Origin of the sequence: Flavobacterium pokkalii (assembly GCF_014596575.1) — a bacterium.
Classification (GTDB): domain Bacteria; phylum Bacteroidota; class Bacteroidia; order Flavobacteriales; family Flavobacteriaceae; genus Flavobacterium; species Flavobacterium pokkalii.
In genome coordinates this window covers 1-22,310 of record NZ_NASZ01000006.1, presented here as the reverse complement: position 1 = coordinate 22,310, position 22,310 = coordinate 1, and the positions used below count along the sequence as shown (strand labels likewise).

At 36.0% G+C, this 22,310-nt stretch carries 15 protein-coding genes; 4 read left to right on the top strand and 11 right to left on the bottom strand.

What is annotated here, in order from left to right; translation table 11 throughout:
- Positions 1–59 precede the first annotated feature (59 nt).
- The 11 genes from B6A10_RS06015 to B6A10_RS05965 form a co-directional block, all read right to left on the bottom strand.
- Positions 60–2,819, bottom strand: a complete 2,760-nt coding sequence (locus B6A10_RS06015) for a family 78 glycoside hydrolase catalytic domain (protein ID WP_188220120.1) — start codon at positions 2,817–2,819, stop codon at positions 60–62.
- A gap of 85 nt (positions 2,820–2,904) precedes the next feature.
- Positions 2,905–4,812, bottom strand: a complete 1,908-nt coding sequence (locus B6A10_RS06010; RefSeq protein WP_188220119.1) for a glycoside hydrolase family protein — start codon at positions 4,810–4,812, stop codon at positions 2,905–2,907.
- Positions 4,813–5,018: 206 nt separating this feature from the next.
- Positions 5,019–5,333: an L-rhamnose mutarotase gene (rhaM, locus tag B6A10_RS06005; protein WP_188220118.1), complete on the bottom strand. Its 315-nt coding sequence runs from the start codon at positions 5,331–5,333 to the stop codon at positions 5,019–5,021.
- A gap of 21 nt (positions 5,334–5,354) precedes the next feature.
- Positions 5,355–5,768 carry an alginate lyase family protein gene (locus B6A10_RS06000; RefSeq protein WP_238929368.1) on the bottom strand — a complete coding sequence of 138 codons (414 nt, stop codon included), beginning with the start codon at positions 5,766–5,768 and terminating at the stop codon, positions 5,355–5,357.
- A gap of 177 nt (positions 5,769–5,945) precedes the next feature.
- Entirely contained in the window at positions 5,946–7,799 is a 1,854-nt protein-coding gene (locus tag B6A10_RS05995; protein ID WP_188220116.1) for a T9SS type A sorting domain-containing protein, read from the bottom strand.
- 109 nt (positions 7,800–7,908) lie between these two features.
- Complete coding sequence (gene rhaM, locus B6A10_RS05990; RefSeq protein WP_188220115.1) at positions 7,909–8,223, bottom strand: L-rhamnose mutarotase; 315 nt, start codon at positions 8,221–8,223, stop codon at positions 7,909–7,911.
- Positions 8,224–8,238: 15 nt separating this feature from the next.
- Complete coding sequence (locus B6A10_RS05985) at positions 8,239–9,489, bottom strand: alginate lyase family protein (protein WP_188220114.1); 1,251 nt, start codon at positions 9,487–9,489, stop codon at positions 8,239–8,241.
- A gap of 954 nt (positions 9,490–10,443) precedes the next feature.
- Positions 10,444–11,928, bottom strand: a complete 1,485-nt coding sequence (locus tag B6A10_RS05980; RefSeq protein WP_188220113.1) for a sulfatase — start codon at positions 11,926–11,928, stop codon at positions 10,444–10,446.
- 73 nt (positions 11,929–12,001) lie between these two features.
- On the bottom strand, positions 12,002–13,456 hold the full coding sequence (locus B6A10_RS05975; protein ID WP_188220112.1) for a sulfatase family protein: 1,455 nt from the start codon (positions 13,454–13,456) through the stop codon (positions 12,002–12,004).
- A gap of 7 nt (positions 13,457–13,463) precedes the next feature.
- Positions 13,464–14,312: a hypothetical protein gene (locus B6A10_RS05970; RefSeq protein WP_202986201.1), complete on the bottom strand. Its 849-nt coding sequence runs from the start codon at positions 14,310–14,312 to the stop codon at positions 13,464–13,466.
- A 55-nt stretch (positions 14,313–14,367) separates the two neighbouring features.
- The gene (locus B6A10_RS05965) at positions 14,368–15,015 is read right to left on the bottom strand and encodes a hypothetical protein (protein ID WP_188220111.1); all 648 of its coding nucleotides are present in this window, start codon (positions 15,013–15,015) and stop codon (positions 14,368–14,370) included.
- Between the two features lie 898 nt (positions 15,016–15,913).
- Between B6A10_RS05965 and B6A10_RS05960 the strand changes: the two genes are divergently transcribed.
- The 4 genes from B6A10_RS05960 to B6A10_RS05945 all read left to right on the top strand — a co-directional run.
- Positions 15,914–17,815, top strand: a complete 1,902-nt coding sequence (locus B6A10_RS05960; RefSeq protein WP_188220110.1) for an O-antigen ligase family protein — start codon at positions 15,914–15,916, stop codon at positions 17,813–17,815.
- A 7-nt stretch (positions 17,816–17,822) separates the two neighbouring features.
- Positions 17,823–19,358, top strand: a complete 1,536-nt coding sequence (locus B6A10_RS05955; protein ID WP_188220109.1) for a transglutaminase domain-containing protein — start codon at positions 17,823–17,825, stop codon at positions 19,356–19,358.
- Between the two features lie 199 nt (positions 19,359–19,557).
- The gene (locus B6A10_RS05950) at positions 19,558–20,817 is read left to right on the top strand and encodes a hypothetical protein (protein WP_188220108.1); all 1,260 of its coding nucleotides are present in this window, start codon (positions 19,558–19,560) and stop codon (positions 20,815–20,817) included.
- Positions 20,818–21,236: 419 nt separating this feature from the next.
- On the top strand, positions 21,237–22,310 hold a 1,074-nt coding region (locus tag B6A10_RS05945), incomplete at its 3' end, for a tetratricopeptide repeat protein (protein ID WP_188220107.1).

Here is a 22,310-nt window from a genome sequence, read left to right as displayed (position 1 = left end):
AGTAATGGTATGTTAATTATTTTCAGTTTTTATGGGATCTGGAAGCAGATTTGGTTTGTCTAATTCATTTTTGATTGTAAACTATACCTCCCCGGCTGTACTAACAATTCAAATGAATGATTTTCCTTTCTTATCAATTTCACATTTGAATTCGATTTAATTTTTTTCCCATCAAAAAGTAAGTCCTGCTTCGTATCTCCAGGAACTATGATTGCAGCAGTTGTATTAGGTGGAATTGTGGTTTCTAATTTGAATGTATTTTTCTCCATTTCCCAAGATGAGACCACTTTACCATAAGGCGTATTGTAGGCAGCTGAAGCCGATTTAAGTGGCGCTTTAGGTTCTGGTGCTATGATTATTTTTTTATAACCTGCTTCCAAAGGTGCAATTCCGCCAATACGCTCATACATCCATTCGCCTATGGCACCATAAGCATAATGGTTCAAACTATTCATTTTTTGAGGATTGAATCCTTCCTTTTTGCTGTAGCTATTCCATCTTTCCCAAATGGTAGTTGCTCCTTGATTTATAGAATAAAACCATGATGGATAGGTTTCATTAAACAACAATTTGTACATTAAATCCACCTCTCCAAATTCATCCAAAACTTCTGACAGTAATGGCGTTCCTAAAAATCCGGTACGCAAATGATTATCTGCTGCTGCTATTTTTTTTAATAAATTAGCTTTGGCTTCTACTCTTTTCTCTTTTGGTAATAAATCAAAAGCTAACGCCAACAAATAAGAAGTTTGGGTTTCTGGAACGTCTTTTACTTTTCCATTTTTATCAAAAAACTGGTTATCAAATGCCTCCGCTACTTTTTTATACAGTTTTTCATAAATGGCTTGCTCTTCATATTTACCTAAAACCTCGGCTGTTTTTGCCGTTAACTTAGCAGAATGAGCAAAAAAAGCAGTGCCAATTAAATCTTGTGAAGTGTCCCCTTTATTATCTCCATTTTCAGGATAGGGTTGCAACCAATCGGCAAAGGAATTCATGTGCGAAATATATTTTTTTGAACTTTCCTGATGATGTTTTACCCAGGCTTTCATCATTTCAAAATTCTCTTCTAAAATTCTTTTATCACCTGTTCTAAAGTAAACTTTCCAAGGAATTATAACCGAAACATCCCCCCATCCTGAACTTACTTTTCCATTATTTAGAACATCAGGCACCACAAATGGAATACCGCCGTTTTTATATTGAGATTCACGAACGCTTTGCAGCCAACTTGCCCAAAACTGATATACATCAGCATTAAAAAGGGATGTTGGTCCAAATACCTGCGCATCACCAGTCCATCCCAAACGTTCGTCGCGTTGCGGACAATCGGTAGGAACGTCAAAGAAATTACCTCGCAATCCCCAAACAATATTACTTTGTAATTGATTTAATTTTTCATTTGAAGTTATAAATGTTCCGTTTTGTTCAAAATCAGAATACTGCACAATACCTGTTACCCAATTTTTTGATGGCACTTTTGTGGTATCAAAACCGCTTAATTCTACATACCTAAAACCATGAAAAGTAAATTTAGGTTGCCATTCGATCGTTTCATTTCGTGCAGCGATATAATAATCTGTGGATACTGCAGTTCGATAATTCTCGGTATAAAAAGAACCATCTGGCGAAAGCATTTCGGCAAATCTAACTCTCAAGGTATCTCCTTTTTTAACGGGTACTTTTACAAGAGGAACTCCTACCATATTTTGCTTTAAATCAAAAATAACAGCACCATCTTTTTTAGTAATCTCCTTTGTTTCAAGAGCTATTTTAGGCTTTACCGTATGATGTCTTTTAGGTTCTAATTGGATACTGTTTTCAATAGTAAAAGCCTGTACATTTTTCCAATTCTTATCATTAAAAGTATTGGTAGTCCAATTTGGCAATTCATAATTAGCATCATAGATTTCGCCATCATAGATTTCAGAAACTCTAATTGGTCCGCTTGTAGTTCCTTTCCAACTTTCATCTGAAACAATCACTTTTTTAGAACCATCTTTCATGGTTAATTCCAATTGGCATAAAATCTTTGGAGATTCGGTGTCATTCCAAAACGATTTCATCCAGCCTAATCTTCCTGAATACCACCCTGATGCTAATTCTACTCCTATAGTGTTTTTACCTGATAGCATTAAATTAGTAACATCATAAGTCAATGTTTCAATTCGTTTTTTATAAGGTGTCCATCCAGGAGGCATTACATCGTTACTTACGTTCTTTCCGTTTATAGCCACATCAAATACACCTTTAGCTGTAATGTACAATCTTGCCGAAATTACATCAACAGATAACTCAAAGCCTTTTCTTAAATACTGTGGTCTATGAATAATATTATCCTGGCTTCCTTTTACTTTTTCATCATTAGTAGGCAAACCAATCCATTTAGCTTGCCAATCACTATTGTTAAGTAAACCTAATTCGAAGTTACTTACTTCACTCCAATTGGAAACTTTATCATTTTGATTCCAATAACGAACTTGCCAGTATACTTTTTGACGAGATTGCAATGCCTTTCCTTGATAAGATACCCAAGTAGATTGATTGCTTTTTTGTTTTTGAGAATCCCACAAATCAGGATTAGTTTGTAATTGCTCAACAGAAGTCGCCGCCACAATTTGATAGGCTGATTGGCTTTTCACTTCCTTTGAAATAGCTAATTTCCATGAAAAAGTAGGCTTAGCATTATAAAAGCCAATAGGAATTTTAAACCCTTCAGAAATGGTAAGTTCTTCAGGCTTTAATATTTGTTGTCCTTTACAGGATAAAGAAACTAGCACTAAAAAACTGATTATAATAAATAAGTTACGGATATTCATATTTTTTTTATTTCGATTAAAACAAATAAGCATGATTGATTTTTTACACAAAAACAATCTCACTTTCAAATTAAACAACTCATATTCAAATTACACTGATGGTACAACTAACTTCTTTTACATTTTTGGGAAACGAAATCAATATCGGTACCACTTCCATTCCTGGTACTTGATTAAAAATACGTTCTTTATCCATTTTTTTAATCGAAAGTGGCACATTCGATTCAACAACTACAATTCCTTCTTTTTTATGAATTTCGATTTTAGTAGCCGAAACTTGTACTACTTTCTCCCCTGTAGGCGAAATAACAGGCAATACCAGTGTATCTCCATTTGCTTCGGAAGTAGTTCTTTGGGCTTTGATAGTCGTTTGATTTTTATCAAAAAGATAATTCAGTTTGAAATCACCGCCTGATGCTAGGGTTTCTTTTTTATTGTTGGTCAGGGCGGTTTCAATAGCAAAATCAATGATTCCTTTTTCGTCTTTGAAGTTTACTTTGGCTTTTAAATCCTGTAAGTTTGTGTACCAAATTCTGTTGACAAATCGCTCAATACGAGGAGTTAGGCAAAAATCTTCTCCTTCTTGTTCTTGTTGGTTATAAGGTTCTACCAACAAGTATTCGACCATACTGGCGGTAAATAATGGCCCTACTTTTTCATGCCATAAAACGGCTAACGAACCTCCAGTAGCCGCTACTGATTTTTCTTTTTTAAAAATTTGGTCATAGGATGAAACGGTGCTTCGCCAAGGTCCTCTAGCTGCTAACCAAACATCAAGTTCCGGAAAATGCTTTACTCCATCATTTGAACTTCTTGGAAGAGGCGTTTTTTTGTTTACCTTTTTTAGTTTCTTGGCATTGTCCATCACAAAAGCTAGGTTTTTTGCATGGGCAAAAGTATGATGCATACAGGGTTTTACCCCATGGGTTTGATAATGCAAACCACCTGCTAAAAGTCCGTTGACGGTACAACGTTGCAATAATTCGGTACTCATAACCGCAGCGGTTCCAAAAGCAGGATTTCTATCCGCCAGCAATGAAAAAGCAGGTTGACAACCATCCGTAGTTCTACTGCCCCAATAGGTCCATTTGTTTTGGCGTGTCCCAAAACTGTTGTCCCAAGCGCCATCAGGCAACATAAACTCTAAGTGACCGTTTAGTGATTGAGTCAATAACTTTAACAACTCCTCATCTTTTGTATGTACTGCATATTGCACCACTGCATTTAAACTTTCTTCTACATTATAACCAATGTCAACAGGCAGTAATCCTTTGGCACTTTTTTTATCGTCTGGATGATTTTCGCCAAATAATAATTTATTAGGTTCTGTTAGGTATTTCGGAATCAGCAAGGCCAATTCTTTACTTCTGGTTTTGTATTTTTCATCGTTAAAATAATCCCCCATAAACGATAGGGCATAAATAGCGGTAAAGCGGTAATTGATATGACTAAAATGATCGTCAAATGTTTTATAGACAAAATCGATTGCTATTTTCAATCGGTTTTCCCATTTTGTTTTGGTCTCTTTTGACAAAAGATGTCCGTGGTATTGTAAGGCTTCGCCTAAAGCAATTACGCCAAAAACAGTAGTTCCATACCAAGATTTTGGGTCAATCATATTGGTCCAACTCCCATCAGGTAAATCAACGTTCACTGACCAATCCATCACTTTGATAGCGGCATCTAGGTATTTTTTATCCCCCGTTTTATCAGCCATGTACAAAAATGGATAAACAGACTCTTGACATCGCCCATGAATCTTCTCACAGGCATGACAATACAAGGCGCCATGAGTTACACTATCATTAGGATTATTGATTTGATCACGAATCATTGCGTCGCACCAAGTCGTCAGTAATTTAAGAGTATTCGTTTCAAAAGTATCTGCACTAGCAATGCCATAGGGAAAAATACTTGATTTACAGGAATACAAAGGCAGCATCAATCCCAAACTTCCTAATGCGGACAACTGAACAAAAGATCTTCTTTTCATTTTAAAAAAATTCAAACAATAGTGGTAAAAATAATGAATCAAGTAAAAAAACCTGTCCTGTATTGCAGGGGCATTTTAGCATCATATGCACCAAAAACCCTTTTACAGCTGTCAGCACTTATTTTATATCTAAAAAAAGAATTATATCCAAAAAAAAGAGGTTAACTTACCAAGCTAACCTCCTTTTCCCTCATCCATTATCATTATTATTCCATGTAAAACACCTCTTCTAAAGACACTGAAACTGGCGAATTATCAGGATTTGTCTCCATAATATCAGCCATAAAATCCCACCATTTTTTTACAATTTCATTAGAAGCTAAATCTTGTGAACCTCCTGCTCCAGAAACTTTTTGAAAAGCAAACAACGTATGGGTTTCTTCATCTAAAAAAATAGAATATTCACTCACTCCATTTTCTTTTAAAAGCGCATGAAGTTCCGGCCATAATTCATTATGACGCTTAGTGTAGGCCTCTTTTTGACCTGGATTCAATTTCATTTTAAAGGCAAGTCTTTGCATGGTTTTTTATTTTTAAGTTAATTAATTACATTCGTGAAGTAAAGAATGGAGTGATACTTTTTTATCACTACCTATTTGGCAATACTCTTCCTTATCAAATTCACTACCCGCCATTGCAAATAGTTCTTTCAAGTTTTTTATAGCTTTTTCCTCATCAGCTATTTGTTTATAATACCATTTTTTTTCTCCCTTAGCGTAGGGTTTCAAAAAATCGAAGGCATTGATTATACTAGCGCCATTAGCCGCCTTATAATTCCATAAATCAACACCCAGCTTTTTTCCTAAAACGGCCAATTCTGTAAATCCTTTTAAATTCATGGTGCTATAAGATAAGGCTTTGGTTCTGGCAAATTCTTGTGGTTGCGATACGTTTGGATTGATTTGTTTGGTAATACGCTCCGTTTTTACAGCTTCCAAAAGCAGATAATTGCACAAATGACCTTATTTTAATTATAGATAGTTGATTGGTTAATTAGAAAATATTTCTAAAATTATTAAAACTTATCAATTCAACTATCCTGTGTTGTTGGGGGACAATTTGGACAAACAAAAAACAGTCAAAATATTTAATCTATTTTGACTGTTCTTCCCTAATTAACTACCACTTTTTATCTATTGAACAATTAATTTATCTTCATAGGTGTTTCCATTATCATCAATCACTTTTACCATATAAATACCCGAAACAAATTGTTGCCCTTTTGCAATTTGAATACTATGTTCATTAGTTTTGGTTTGATAGACAATTTTCCCTAATAAATCAGTTACAATAATTTCCGCACTATTAATACCTTTTAAAGAAATAGTAAATAAATCTTTTACTGGATTAGGATACACTTTTATTGAAGCAATTTCATCGTCAGCATCAACAATGCTTTTATCATCTAAATTTTCTTTTGCAGTTGTTGAACTTAACTCAATAACATTTATTGAAAGTTTTGGTAATTTAACTATAGAACCCTTACCATTCTGTATCAACTCTAAAGGATTAGTATCAATTGGCAATGTTTTCTCGTCAATTTGTTTTACACCTGCAAAATGAAAAGCGCTATGACTGAAATTTTTTGTATAATTAACACCATCAATCTTAATCTGAAATACAACATCATCTTTGTTTGTCAAGTTTAAAACCATAATTCTAATCTTACCATCTTTTATGGCTGCTATTGAAGAAATAGCCTTAACACCAGGTTCTAGCTCAGTAGACGAAGTTTTAGTTGAAGTTGAATATATTTCACTTCCTTCATAAAAGTTCCTAACAATTTCAAACATAGAACCATAGGATGTTTTTTTAGTACGATCAAAAGATTTTTTTCCATTACTATCAATCATTTCAGGATTAAAACCATTTAAAGAACGTGTAGCAGTAAACCAAGTTGCTATTTCAACTTTTGTTGGATTCTCTGCTAAATACATATAACAATCAGCTGCACCTAAAGCCGAAACTGCATTGGGACCATCTGAACTCACTCCCCATTCTGTTAACCAAATAGGTTTATTTGGAGTAATATTTGACGCGTGAACATATTTGGGATCATTAAATGAAGCGGCTAGGGATTTTCTTGCTACTAATGCTGTTCCAAGTCCTGTTGCTTGAACCGGAGCATCAGGATCTATAGTCGTCCCAGCATCAGGGTCTCTACCTTGATATGAATGGACAATAACTGCATCATAAAATGATTGATCGGCAGCCATAACCTCATTCCAATCAGGATTTATTCCATTTGGCTTACGCATCATTGGTACAGCTGTTTTTACAACAGGTATATTAGGAAAATCTTTTCTTAAAGCATTTGCTCTTGCTTTAAGATCAGCATTCATTTTTTTAGCCCTCTTAATATATTCCTCTTGATTTGGAATAATTGAACTGCGTTGACCTGCATAAAAATTTTCATTACCCATTTCTACATATTCTACAGGTAGCCCTCTTCTTACTAAATCATCATAACGCTTTATAGTTTCTGTACTTTTAGTAAAATCAGTACCATCAGCACTCATGTTAAACGTCCAAACCGTTTTAAATTTATTCGTTTGTTCATCATATAAACTTTCAAATTCATTTAGTCCTACAGTCTGATCACTAGCCTCCTTTGCTTGGATTGTACTAAGCTCGCTTATAGTAACATTTTTGGTTCCTGTTGGAGTTTTAACTGTAAAAGAAGTAGTTCCAAAAACTCTAGTTTTGTCTGTTGCCCAATCATGCCAATTTGCAAAAATACCATGTGGATATCTAGCAACTATGGGATTTAATTTCTTAAAATTATTTCTATCCTCTGTTGTTTTGAATCCCTCAAGATTCAATCCAAGTTGCAAATTGTTGTGCTTGACTTTTGTAGCTGTTTTAATATTAATAGCACCTGATACTGTTGCAGGCAAAGTAAAAGGATAACTTTGAGCCGATGAATTAGAACTTATACCTGCTATAAGTATAAGTCCTAAGAATAAAGTAGTGGTTTTAATTTTCATTTTTTTTTGTTTTAATTATATATTTAGCAGTTAATAAGAGACATCATAATTACAAACTATATTTTAAGGAGGTTAATCTTAAAAAACATTTACAGTTTGTAATAAAAATCTAAGGCATGTAAAACACCTCTTCTAAAGACACTGAAACTGGCGAATTATCAGGATTTGTCTCCATAATATCAGCCATAAAGTCCCACCATTTTTTTACAATTTCATTAGAAGCCAAATCTTGTGAACCACCAGCTCCCGAAACTTTTTGAAAAGCAAACAAGGTATGGGTTTCTTCATCCAAAAAAATAGAATATTCGCTCACTCCGTTTTCTTTTAAAAGCGCATGAAGTTCTGGCCATAGTTCATTATGACGCTTGGTGTAGGCCTCTTTCTGACCTGGATTCAATTTCATTTTAAAGGCTAGTCTCTGCATAGTTATATAGTTTTATTAATTACATTGATAAAATAAGGAGTTCGGGCTGTCATTTTTATTCGAACCGATACGACAATAGTCTTCATTATTAAATTCGCTACCCGCAAAAGCAAATAACTCTTTAAGACTTTTTAAAACCTTGTCAGTGTCAGCTATCTGTTGATAATCCCACTTTTTCTCTCCTTTGGCATAGGGTTTCAAAAATTCAAAGGCATTGATTATTCCAGCTCCATTTTCCGCCTTATAATTCCACAAATCCACACCCAGTTTTTTCCCTAAAACAGCTAGCTCTGTAAATCCTCTTAAGTTCATCGTACTATAAGACAAAGCCTTGGTTCTGGCTAATTCATGAGGTTGAGCACCATTTGGCTGAATTTGTTTGGCAATGCGCTCTGTTTTTACCAATTCTAAAAGTTGCTTGGCTTCATCTGTCCGATTTAAAAAAAGCAAAATAGAAATCAGTTGTTGATCATAATGTGTTCCATGATTATTTTTAGTGTTTTTTTCAAAAACGCCATTTTCACTGGTTTGCAACCAATACGCATAATCTGTAAACCATTTTCGCAAGGCTTGGCTGGTATTCGCATCCATTTGTTGGTTTAACTCTAAAATTTCAATTGCTATTAGCACCTTAGTAACATCTGCAAATTCAATAATACCAATTCCTCTCCCAGCATTTTCGCCCGGTACGCCTTGGGCAAAATTGAGGTTAGGATTCATCTTGGTATCTTCATTAACAAACCACACCTGAATTAATTCTAGTACTTTATCTGCATACTGCTTTTTATTCGAAAAGAAATAGGCTAAAGCCAAAGATTCCGTACTGTTGAACATTTTTTGCTTGGTTTCAAAATCAGTACTTCCTTCTCTTGTTAAGGGGTTGACTTTTCCATCTTTTCGTATCCATGGCAAACCGTCAGATTTTGCAGGATCAGGCCACCAATATGGGCCAATCGAATAATAATCGTGCTTATCGCCGCTGGCAGGCATTTGTGTTTTTTGCATGACTGAATAGGTTCCATTCAGCAAGGCGGCATCAGCTTCTTTTATTATTTTTTGATAAAGAGGCTTATAGGAATTACTCGTAGTTTTCTTTTTAGCTTCTATGAGTTCGTTAAAATCTAAAACTGCGTTTTTAGTACTATTTTGAACGACATGGTTTTTACCCATTTGATTGTTTTTTTCATCCTGTGCCTGTAATTTCACAGTTGACACAACCATGACAGGTACTACCAGACTGACTTTAATTATATTCTTTATATCCATAATTGTAACATTTTTCACGATGAAGAGATTCATCATTAATAACTAAAAAATCACCCCATCTCTCTATAACAAAAAAAGACGGAATGATTTTGAAAACTAAAAATACCAAATAAAACTATTTTAATAATTTCCTAATAAACAAACGACTTATTAAAAAAATAGATTGTTTCATATTTAAAACTTCGAATAAGCTGTTCTATCCTGCTTTGTATGGTTTCAGCCCAAAAAACAAACATTTTTTATTTTACAGAACAATACAGCACAGATATAACCTTACAAAAAATTATCTTTAACATCAATTATTAAACTAAAAACATGAAATTAAAAATTTACCTTTTAAATGCATTTCAAGCTATTACTTTATCATTATCTTTCACAGAATATTTTAATTCTTATAAGGATCCAGGCTCTTGCCCACTATAAATTCAAATAATTTCAATAGAATAATAACCCTCTGATGATATATTTAAATATATATATGTAAAATAAGATTTTTAAAACTAAAAGTACATCTCCAAAAAAAATTATTAAATATTTGTGCATAGGTTATTATTATATTCCTTGTGAGAGCAGTTGAAGAATGCTATGAAATCTTACTCATAAGAATACTAATTTTAACAAAATAAAAAAAATCATCCTGTCTTAAAATGACATAAGACAAGATGATTTAAAACTACCAAACTAAAGGATATTTAATATCTAAAAACAACCAATTTAAGATATTAATATACCATTCTAACCAAAAGAATTTTTACAAATTCATTACAAACCTAGCCCTTTTTTACAGTATTCCTATCCTGTATTGTAGGGTAAAATCAAAGAAAAACTAATATCTATAGTTTTCTTTTCTTTAATCAAATTCAGTTTATAAATAAAAAATGATAACTAATTCAATAGTTTACTTTTATCTTTGACACAAGCACTTATTCATTATCATCCGAATATTAATAAAAATTATTCACTACTATTTTTTCCACTATTGCCTTTGTCATTTTGAGGATACGAAGATCGAAGCTGTAATGGATATTGTTTTTCTAACAACAATTTCATTCGCTTAACCTCTTTAGCGTTTTTGGCGTTTTTAGCAAGGTTCTCGACACGCACCATATAATTTTCTTTACAAGTATAAAGTTCACTATCAATTGTTTTTTGTGCTTTGTTGTCCCACCATTCCGTGTATCTCCAAGTTCCATCGGTACAAGTAAATCCCATGACATTTTTACCTCTTGGATACACGCTATAAGCACCTTGACTCCACTTAAGGCTAGGGGAATTTAGCAATAGCAAAAGGCTTTTTCCTTCTAATTTAGGAGTGTCTTTTAATCCGCAGGCATCAGCAAGTGTAGGAAATAAATCCAAATTTTCAACTAAAGCATTGGATTTGGCATTGGTCACTCTGTTTTTATATCCCGTTTCTCTACTGATAATTAGAGGTACATTTACATCCAATTCAAAGTTACTGTGTTTGCACCAAGCACCGTATTCGCCTAGTTTCCAGCCGTGGTCGCTCATAAAAACGACAATCGTATTTTTGCGCAAGTCTAGTTGCTCCAAAGCCTTCATTACCTTACCTACCTGTGCATCGGTGTAACTCACGCTCGCATGGTAGCCATGTATCAATGTTTTGGTCATTTCATCATCCAAAACGCCTTCCTGCGGTATGCCATAATAACCACGCAATTCACCCCAATTGGTCAATGCTAATTTGTACATATCCTTTGGCTCTTCTTTTGAAGGGACTTTAAAATCTTCTTTATTGTATAAATCCCAATATTTTTTTGGCACATTAAAAGGCAAATGAGGTTTGGTCAGTCCTACCACCATCATAAACTTATCGTTTTTCAACTTTTGAAGTGTTTCAATTGCATTTTTTACCGCACGACCGTCTTTATAAGCCTCATCTTCTACCTCTTCACATTCATAGGCCGGCCCATTACTGCCTTTTCCAGATTTTTTCAGACGTTCAATTAAAGCCAGGTTTTCGGGTTTTACCCAAGAATTGCTTTCTTTCGGAAACAGCATACTCCAACTATCTTTATCATCAAAACCGTGATGGTACACCTTCCCTACACTGACTGTCTGGTACCCATTGGCTTTAAAAAATTGAGGCAAAGTCACCACCTCTTTATGAACGGAACGAAACGAAGTAAACAACGAATAAATCCCGAAAGTTTCAGGACGTAAACCTGACAACAAGCTCATTCGAGAAGGCGCACATAGGGCTTGCTGTGCATAGGCCTTTTGAAACAACACCCCTTCTTTGGCCAAGGCATCAATATTAGGGCTTTTCACTATTGGATTGCCATAACAACCTAATTCGGTGCGCAAATCATCAACTAAAAAAACCACAACATTCGGTTTTTCTTGAGCCATCATTCCCAAAGTACAACCTAGATAGGTCATGACAACCAAAGCTCTTTTTTTTATATTATGAATCATACATCACATTATTTATCAAGACAACTATCTTGTTTACTTATCATTTTATTAAAACTTATTGAGACGATAACTATTACCAAGGGTCTTTCATTTGACGAAGAAATACTTCCAACTCCCTTTCCATTTTCTTATCTAAATCTTTATCGATTCCCCATAAATTGGTCATTTGGTACGGGTCTTTTTTATCGTTGTATAAATAATAGAATTTGCTTCCTTTTTCATCTTTAACAACTGCAAAAGTATAGTCAGCATTTCGAAATCCTCTAGTGCCCGAACTAGGATTTTCAGGTTCAGAACCAAAGTAGAGTTGTTTATCGGGGCGGATTACCGACTTATTATAAAAGACATTCGAAAAATCTTTTCCTTCAATTGTTTTTGGTATTTGATGGCTTAATCCCATCAATCCTAACAATGTAGGCATATAATCAGGCACGCTGATTAACAAGTCTTCGGTTTTTGGTTTTACTTTTTTAGGATAATGAACAATAAACGGAATTTCATACGACTCTCTAAACCAGACGTTCTTATGCATCAGTCCTTGACTTCCTAACATTTCTCCGTGATCAGCTGAGAAAACGATAATGGTATTGTCATAGATTCCCATATCTTTTAACTGTTGCACCACTCTACCTATTTGTTCATCAACTCCATTTACAGAAGCGAAATAATCGGGTGCTTGATACAATCTAGCATCCACGCCTCTATCTCCCCTTTTCAGTTCTTTATTGTTTGTAAACTGTACATTAGGACGGTTTAGCAACTCCTTATAATCCCTTCCCTCATACTGTTTTTTATATTTATCAGGAACTTGAGTAAAAGGGGTATGTGGAGGATTGATGGACCAAAACAAAGCAAAAGGTTTGCTATTAGCTCTTTGATTATTTTGATTTTTTAAATAATCAATAATTACATCAGCCTCGTGTATGGGTGACCATTCTTTGATGGTTGTTATTTCGTTTTCTTTGGCATTTGTAGTCCAATAATAGGGTGTATTATGACTATTGTGGGTCCCGTAAGCATGCCAAAATGTAAAACCATGACGATTTTCAGGAGGACACCAAGCATCCCAAATCATTTTTTCTCCCGGTTTGGTAGGCTTAGGACCGTCTAGATGCCATTTGCCTACATAAGCTGCACTATACCCATTATTAACCAAGACATCCGAAAAAGTGATTTCTTCCTTTTTTAAGTAATTCCCAAATTCTGTTCGTGACGATTGGCAATTTGCAATTACGCCATTAGAGAGCGGGTATTTTCCTGTCATCAACATCCCTCGATAAGGACTACAAAGCGGATGGTTAGCAACGGCTTTGCTGAAAAACACCCCCTCTTTTGCAAGTTGGTCAATGTTAGGCGTAACAACAGGGTCTTCGTTCAAAAATCCCAAAGAAGGTCTCCTATATTGGTCAGCAAAAATAAAAACAAGGTTAGGTTGCTTCTCAGTTTTTGATTTTGATGGTTGCGCAAAACCGTCAAAAACAACAAGAAATAACATAAAAAAAAGACTGGCACTATAAAACCCTTTCATCTAATTATTATTTTTCTTTTTTATCTAAATAATTAAGCAATAATGCCTTCACATCTTCTACTTTTCCTTCTTTCAAACCGCCATTGGTTGCTCCTGTAATCCAATACAATACCATCCCCGCATCTGAACAATCCCAATAGCCTTTTTGGAATTTAACCACATTATCAATCTCGGCCAATTTTCCCATTAACCATATAAATTGCATGCGGTCATCAGGGTGATTCTTAGCCCAGTCCCATTGTGATTCTTTTACTTTTAGATAGGTATTTTGGTCTGGAATACGCACTTCTTCTACTCCAAAATCCAGAATTTGCTTCCATTTATAGAAATCCCCAGCATCATCGTTCGCAGGATGATGGGTAATTACCTTTACAAATTTGTGTTTTTCTTTTGGCGTAGCATCCAATGCAAAACCGATGATATCAGGTTCCCCGGCTTCAATTATCCACAACGGATCATCAGCAGTAGAAGCATTGATGGCTTTACTTAAATCCTTGATTGTTTGATCCAATTGCCATTTGGCATCCCAAAAAGTGATATGCTCAAAACCGCCCCAGCGTCTGGCTGTACCGTCACAAGCCGTTTGCATCATGGCGTGCCTTTCCTTTTCTGCCGCTTCCGAAATTCGATCTACTCGTACCAAATCACAACTGTGTGAGTAATGCACCAATCGATCTGTCAAAGCTGTCGCTTTCAATAAAGCCAAGGTGATGGCTGTTCCTCCAAGGTCGTCTGGGTCTGGTGAGTTCCCATCGGCTACAATAGCGATACGTCCCTTTGGCGCTTTTATAGATTGTGCCGACACTAAAGTCGAACTCATTAGCAGAGCGAATACTAGTAATACTCTTTTATTCATTTGAAATACTTTTTTATTGGTAACAAAAATTATTTTTCTTTTAAACGTTCGACCCCTATTCTTGCTCTGTAGGTACATAATTGACATCATTGGTCAGGATAAATTTGTCCATTTCAAAACCATCTTCACGCATACTGAATTGCACGTCATGAATTCCTGCTTGGTCAATATCTAAATAAATTTCGTGAGGAAGACCGCAATGCACTTCTTTAGTCCGTTGCTTGCTTTCCCAAGTCCATTTTCCTTTTCCATCACACCATTGCATTCTTTTGCCATGTTCTGGCCATTGCCCGTTGATTCCCACATGCACGCCGTTGTCTTCACTACCCGTGGAGAAGGCTCTAGCCCATACATAATAGCGACCAGGAGTATTTATTTTTACTCTGTAATGCACCACAGCCATTTTTCCGGCTTGGTCCGTAAAATTTTTATCACGTTCTAGTGGATCATTGTGAGTGACTCTTTCATCAGGCAAGATTTCAATATAAGCCTTATGGCTTGCATTTTCAATATGTATGTCATCATCATCACGGCCTACCTTAGGGGTTTCTGTTATTGAAGTGCGATACCATTGCCTCACATCCGTATTGGATTGTTTGTAAAAAGCTTCTGCTTCTACAGCAACAAGTCCGTTTTTTTCTTCAAAAACAATTGTTTGATTTTTAACAGGTTCGTTTAATCTAGTTGTTTGCGCATGGGACATACTCCCAAATAAGGACAATACAGCTACTAATCTAAGGCAAGAGTTATTAATCACAAGAGTTTTATTTTTTGTAAAAATATTTTCTAAAAATAAGGATTCTTATAGAAAACGCTGTCCTGTTTTGTCAGCCTTAAAAATGAAACGCAATCCGTTGGGTTTAATTTTTTGTACACATAACGAAATATAGAACTCTTAATCATTTAAAGAACAGAATAAAAGTTTAGTATATAAACATTCAATCTATATGATAAACCCATTTGATGAAATTAGTTTTTGGTGATAATTTATCGTCAGTTGAAAACTAATTTGTGACAGAACAATTAGTTTGAAGTATCGAGAACACTTGTCAAACGAAACTTCTTGACACATTGTGGCTTATCCATACTTGCAGTGCATTATCTAAACACCTCCAGCTTAATTATCAGTACCCCGTTGGGTGTAATTAATTTTTGATGATGTTTCTTCGTCAGTTCGAGTAAATTTTCAGAAAATGCGAATAGCTTTTTCTGAAAATTTGTATCGAGAACAAGAAAAATAGCAGCAAAAACGGTTCTCGATACACGTCACTTCGAGTGTGGAGCGTATCGAGAAGTTTTGTTCCGTTTCTCTCCACAAAAAACACTCGAACTGACGTCTTTAATAATTACACTCAACGCGTTATCAGCAATATTAAACAAGACTTCGACAAGCTCAGTCTGTTATAAGTATAAAATACACTAACTACTTAATCAAATCTGTTAAACTCGCATTTCAACTTATTGATAATCATTTTTTTTTTAAGGAAACTAAAAAATACTTGACGAATTATGTTTTAATAAAAAAATAATATATACCCTACAAGGCAGGACAAAGAGTGATTAATCTTTGGATATTTTTGGTAAGAAATTAACTAAAAAAAATGACTGCCAATTTATACAACTTTATTACTGTATTAATTTTACTTACTGTCATAGCCATAGGCTGGATTAACATCGACTTCTTTTACAGCCAGACCAGCTTTGCATTTTACGGATTTTGTTTTAGTGCATTACTTTTTACAATTACCCCCATTCAGTACGATTTAGCCCACAATAAACCATTTCGTTTTACAAAGCCGTTTCTTGCCTTTGCATTATGGACTTTGTATATAACAACACAAAGTGTTTTTTCCTTTGCTGATCCCCATTACTATTTTTACTTTTTGGTATTGGGATTGTTTTTTTACAAAACGGATTGGATTTTTAAGGATACTAATTTCAATTACAGTCTGCTTTTAAAAGGAATTGCCATTCTTTCTTTTTTAGAGTCAGGCTACTGTTTGGGGCAATGTTTTGGCTTAATTCCCTCTAAAGATGCTTTGTTTACAGTAACAGGGACTTGGACTAACCCCAATGTAACCGCTATTTTTCTAGCACTTACAACTCCTGCTTTTTTGTATTTATTTGAAACCTCTGTTAAGAAAATTGCACAATTGGGCTTTGTATTGCTCCTCATTGCCTTGGTATTACTGGAGTGTAGAGCGGCTTACATAGGCACTAGCATTATAATAGTAGCCTACTATAGTTTGAAATACAATTTTTTAAATTGGGCAAAAAATCCAAAGAACAAACTAACGCTCCGGACAGTCTTAGTCTTAGGAGTAATCTTTTTGTTTACGGTAGGGTCAAAATTGTATTATACCAAAAAAGACTCTGCCGATGGACGTAGTTTTATCTGGAAAGTAGCTACGCAACTGGCATTAGAAAAACCCGTTACAGGTTATGGCTATGGCAACTTTGCGTTAGCATACAATCGGTACCAATCCCAATACATACAGGATGGCAAGGCTACCCCAGCCGAAATGCAAAATGTTGCCCGAATCAATATGCCACACAACGAGATTGTACAACAACTTGTAGAAGGCGGACTGATTGGTCTTGCCTTGATGCTGTTTTTCTTTACTTCCTTATTAATTCCTTTCAAAAAGCAAATTCAATCTAAAGGTATTTCGGTATTAGACCTTTCTAAAAACAACTTGTATTATCTAAGCTATGCAGCGGTTTTGGGGTTCATTGCCATGTCAATGGTCAACACTACCCTTGTTGTGAGCCCAGTTATGGCATTGCTCTTGCTCTATGCCGCATTCTTAAACAATAGCCAGGAACCATTACAATGGGGTAAAAAAATACTGCAATTTACCCCAACCAAAAAACAGCAAATAGGTATTGCCTCTCTTTTATTTATTAGTGGTAGTTGCCTCATCTATTTTTTTGCCAACATGGCGATTGCCGACCGAAAAAACAAAATAGCATTTGACCTAAACAAACAAGGACAGTATATACAAGCGCTCAATATATTAAAACCATTGGAGCCAGTACTTCAATATGATAATAACTACTGGGACAATCTAGGCTTAACGTATTTAAAAACTAAAAACTACACTCATGCTTTAGACTGTTTTAAAAAAGCAAGTGCTATAAGCACTGAACTTAATTATCATCTGGGTGCTGCGGCTTGTTACCGCAATTTGAATCAAAACCAAGAGGCTATTATAGAATACCAAAAGCTTGTTTTACTCAAGCCCTCCAAATTCAAGTTTCGTTTTGATTTAATGAAACTGTACATCAAGCAAAAAGACACTACTAACATCCTACAAACCGCTCAGGGAATCATTGATTTAAAACCCAAAATACCCTCAGCAAAGGTAGAGTATTACAAAAAAATAGCCCGCAAAGTAGTATTCCATTTTAGCGACCCTGAAATGAAGAAAATAGTAAAACGTAAAAAGCGCTTCCTTAAAAATTCAAATCCCTACTCGTTTTTAAATAAAGAATCCAAATAATAGAAATATGCAACACCACACTACTTTTTTTAACGCTTCTAAAGCGCTGGTTGTAGCAGTTTTTGCTACCATAAACATGCAGGCACAACACCCAGCGGCAGTACTGGAAAACTTGACCAAAGCCAAGAGTAATCGTGCCGAACTAGAGAAAGCCATTGCTCATTGTCAAAAATCCAACGACCCTTTGAAGTTGAAAGCCATTTACTTTTTGATTGCCAATATGGACATTCACAGCTCTTCCGATTATTATTGGGAAAACAAAGAGGGAACAAAAATAGCTTTCAACGAGTTAGATTACCCTGATTTTGACCAAGCAGCCAAAGCCTTTGAGGCTATCAAAGAACAAAACCAAGGGATACAACCCAAACCTGTTGTATATACCGACCTTGAAACCATCAAAGGCGATTATTTAATTCAGAATATAGAACAAGCCTTTGGAGCATGGCAAAATGCTGTAGTGAAAGATGTTTCTTTTGAAAACTTTTGCGAATATATTTTACCTTATAGAATAAGCGTAGAACCGCTACAAGAATGGCGCACCACTTATAGCGAAAAATTCAATTGGATTAACGATAAAATCAAAGAAATAGGTTTTGCCCAAACCTTGCCTTATGTAAAAGACGAAGCCAACCTATGGTTCAAAAACACTTGGGGCAGTGGCGGACGCAAAGAGCCTTTGCCTAGGCTAGGCAGTATGCAACTCTTGATGCGCAAACAAGGCCCTTGCGAGGATCTGGCAGACTTGGGCGTTTTTACTATGCGTTCCTTAGGGATTCCGGCTACAGTAAACAGTATACCCTATTGGGCAACCGCGACAGGTGGCCATTTTACCAATTCTTTTATGGATGCGCAACAAGCCTTTCCTTTTGATTATGGCGAAAAAAATGCGGTTGGTCCTTTAAAAAGAGAACCTGCCAAGGTATTGCGCATTACTTATTCTAAACAACCCAATACTTTGGCAGCTAAAGTAAGTAGCGAATCTATTCCTGACAGTTTCTTGAGACAGCACAATTACATTGATGTTACCGCAGATTATTGGTCAACAACTAATGTAAACTGTAAGTTGCGCCAGCCAATTATTCCACAAAAAATTGCCTATACAGCCGTTTTTAATGGGCTAAAATGGAAACCTTGTTGGTGGGGAGAGATAAACAATAATCAAGTCGAGTTTACAAACGTATGCAAAAAAACAATCATCCTGCCCCAATATTATATAGAGGGCAAAATGATTCCAGCGGCAGCTCCTGTCCTTATTGGCGAAAACGAAAATAGAGTATTAACACCCGATTACAGTCAATTACAGGATGTAACCATTACCTCCTTTGCTAGCTATTTGTTAATAAAACCCAATATAACCTACAAACTTTACTATTGGGACAACCAATGGAAGCTAGTAAGTGCTCAAAAAGCGACTCCCGAAACAACCGCTTTTGTATATCAAAAAGTGCCTAAAAATGCTCTCCTACTCCTAGTAGCTAGTGATTCCAAAGGACTGGAACGCCCCTTTGTGATAGATGATAAAGGAGAACGAACTTGGTATTAAGCCCCCCTAACCCCCGAAGGGGGAACTTGAAACCTAAAATTACCCCCTCCTTAGCGCCATTGCGCCTTTGCGGTGAAAACTTGAAACTTGAAACAAATAAAAACACTGTCAGGCTGAGCTTGTCGAAGCCCTAACCAGTTACCTCCTGTCAGGCTGAGCTTGTCGAAGCCCCAAACAATTAAACAATTAAACTAAAAATATGAAAAAAATCCTCTTCACCCTTTATCTTTGCACGATTCAACTTGGCTTTGCCCAGCTAAGTACTAAAGTAGTAGATCGTTTCCCTGCACATATACTACATAATGTATATGAACTACATAACACTATCCCACTCACAGAGTCGCAACAAATACAATTAGCAGAACGACTGCTGAGAAATGACAGTATCGCCAATGCTAATAAAAAAATACTAACACACGAAAAGTTAAAACACTTATGCTCTCTTAACAAAAGCACGGCAGAAGATGTTTTGGAAGAAAATCAATTTAATATTTTTTTATATCATGAAGACAAGAGCAATCGTTTGTTACTTGCTTTAGTCAAAGCGACTCAATTAAAACTAAACAAAGAACAATATACAGCAATCCGAAAAGAATTAACAAAACTCGAAAATCCAAATGGTAAAAAACCCGAAAAACGAATCCCCTATTACCGCCAAAAACTAGACTCTATTCTGGACAAAAAACAACACGGCATGCTTACCTACTATGTCTATATCGAGGAGTCTAAAACCCAAACCAACCTAGAGTGGCAAGAAATCAACCAACTGCAACTCATCAAAAACAAAGACCCCAAAAAAGCCTATAATGAATTACTAAATTACAATACAGCACGCAATGTATTCCTTGATGAAGCCGCCGAAAAGATACCGTCAAGAGTAATTACGGAGGTAAAACAAAAATTCATTACCGATAGACAACCCTTGTTTTTGATGCATAAAAATATAGTAGCAAATAATGAGTATAAAAACAACCTTTTTGCCATAGCAATCAGAAATGAAAAACAACTGGAACTTACAGCGCCTCAAGTAGATTCGCTACTAGTGAAATGCAAAGCAGTAGAGCAAATGAAAAACGAACAAAAAACAAATGCCCCGATAGGACTATTCCCTTTTGTAAATAAAAACATTACCCAAATACTCACACCTAAACAAATGCAGATGGTACTGGCAAAAAAATACGAAGCCCAAGCCAACAGCTATGCCCTAGAGAGCTGGAAAACCATCGAACAACAAAACTGGACTGCTGGTCTGGACAAAAACCAAACCATCAAAGATTTTAGAATATACAAACTCAAATCACTAGTGGCCAATGAAATAGTAAAAATGAACAACAACCAATCCAACCTCTTTGCAAGGCGCGATATAGAATCCAAAAAACCCGAACCCCTCAAAAAACTAGACGAACTCAAAGCAGCTGAAAACAACACCAAAAGCACTAAAAACGCTTTGAAATGGTAGCCCCCTAACCCCCGAAGGGGGAACTTAATCACTAGGCTTGAAACCTGAAAACAATTAAACAATTAAACAATTAAACAATTAAACAATTAACCCACAACCAATTAACCCCTGTCAGACTGAGCTTGTCGAAGCCTTAAACAATTTAAACCCTTAAACTTTTAAACCCTTAAACTTTTAAACCATAAACAATTTAAACCCTAAACAATTAACCCCTGTCAGGCTGAGCTTGTCGAAGCCTTAAACAATTTAAACCCTTAAACCATTAAACTTTTAACCCCTAACCAATTAACCCCTGTCAGGCTGAGCTTGTCGAAGCCTTAAACAATTTAAACCATTAAACATTTAACCATTTTTAAACCCTTTCATATATGAAAAAAAAAATCAAAACAGGGCTAGCCCTACTACTGCTTCTGGGCAGTATGCACAGTTTTTCGCAAGAAAAACCAATAGACGAAATGCGAATGGCCAAAATCCAGCTCCTAGAAGGCAGCAGCCGGTACAACCCCACAGCAGCACTAGCCACCTTTACCCAAAAAGCAGCCGAGGGTAATGCTGAAGCCATGAATGCATTAGGAATCATGTACAGCAAAGGTATAGGAGTTCCTGTAAACGAATCCTTAGCCGTAGAATGGTTTGAAAAAGCAGGACAAAACGGCTATGCCAGTGCTTATTACAACCTAGCCTTGTATTACAAAGAAGGCATAGGCGTACCCAAAGACCTGACCAAAACACTGACCTATTATGAAAAAGCAGCCAAAGCAGGCTACATAAGCGCCTGGCAACGCTTAGGGGAAATGTACAAAGACGGAAAGGGTACCGAGCAAGATTACACCCAAGCGATGAACATTTTTGTCCAGGGAGCAAAAAATGGCAGCGCAGGATGCTTGTATGCCCAAGGGTATTTGCATTACAAAGGTTTTGGCGTACCACAAGATTACAGCAAAGCCATAGCTTTATTTGAACAAGCCGACGCCAAAAACCACTCCATGGGAACCTATATGCTAGGCTATTGTTATCAAAACGGTTATGGGGTATCTATGGACGCGGCCAAAGCCAAAACCTATTTTGAAAAAGCAGCCAAACAAGGCCTAAAACGTGCCCAAGAAGACCTTGCCGACCCAATAGTTGAAAACGCTACGCCTAATCAGGTATTGACGGTATCCAAACCCCTAGACCAAGAAGTAGAAAATGCCCCAATTGAAACACCCAAAAAAATCCAAATCGTTAAACAAAAAATCACCAAAGGAGACATTAGTGGCAATTATACTGGTACTTTGCTACGCTACGACTGGAGCGGGCAAAACGTATTGACTCAAACCCCAATTGAGGTGAGTATAGACCAAAATGGTCAAGAACTCACAGGCATCTGGCTAGAGCAACAAGCCGACACCATTAACTTTAAGGCTACGATTAATGACAAAGCCATACAGTTCAAAGACACCAAAATTGACCGTGCCATAAACCGTAAAACCAGCCTAGAGTCCTTTAGATTT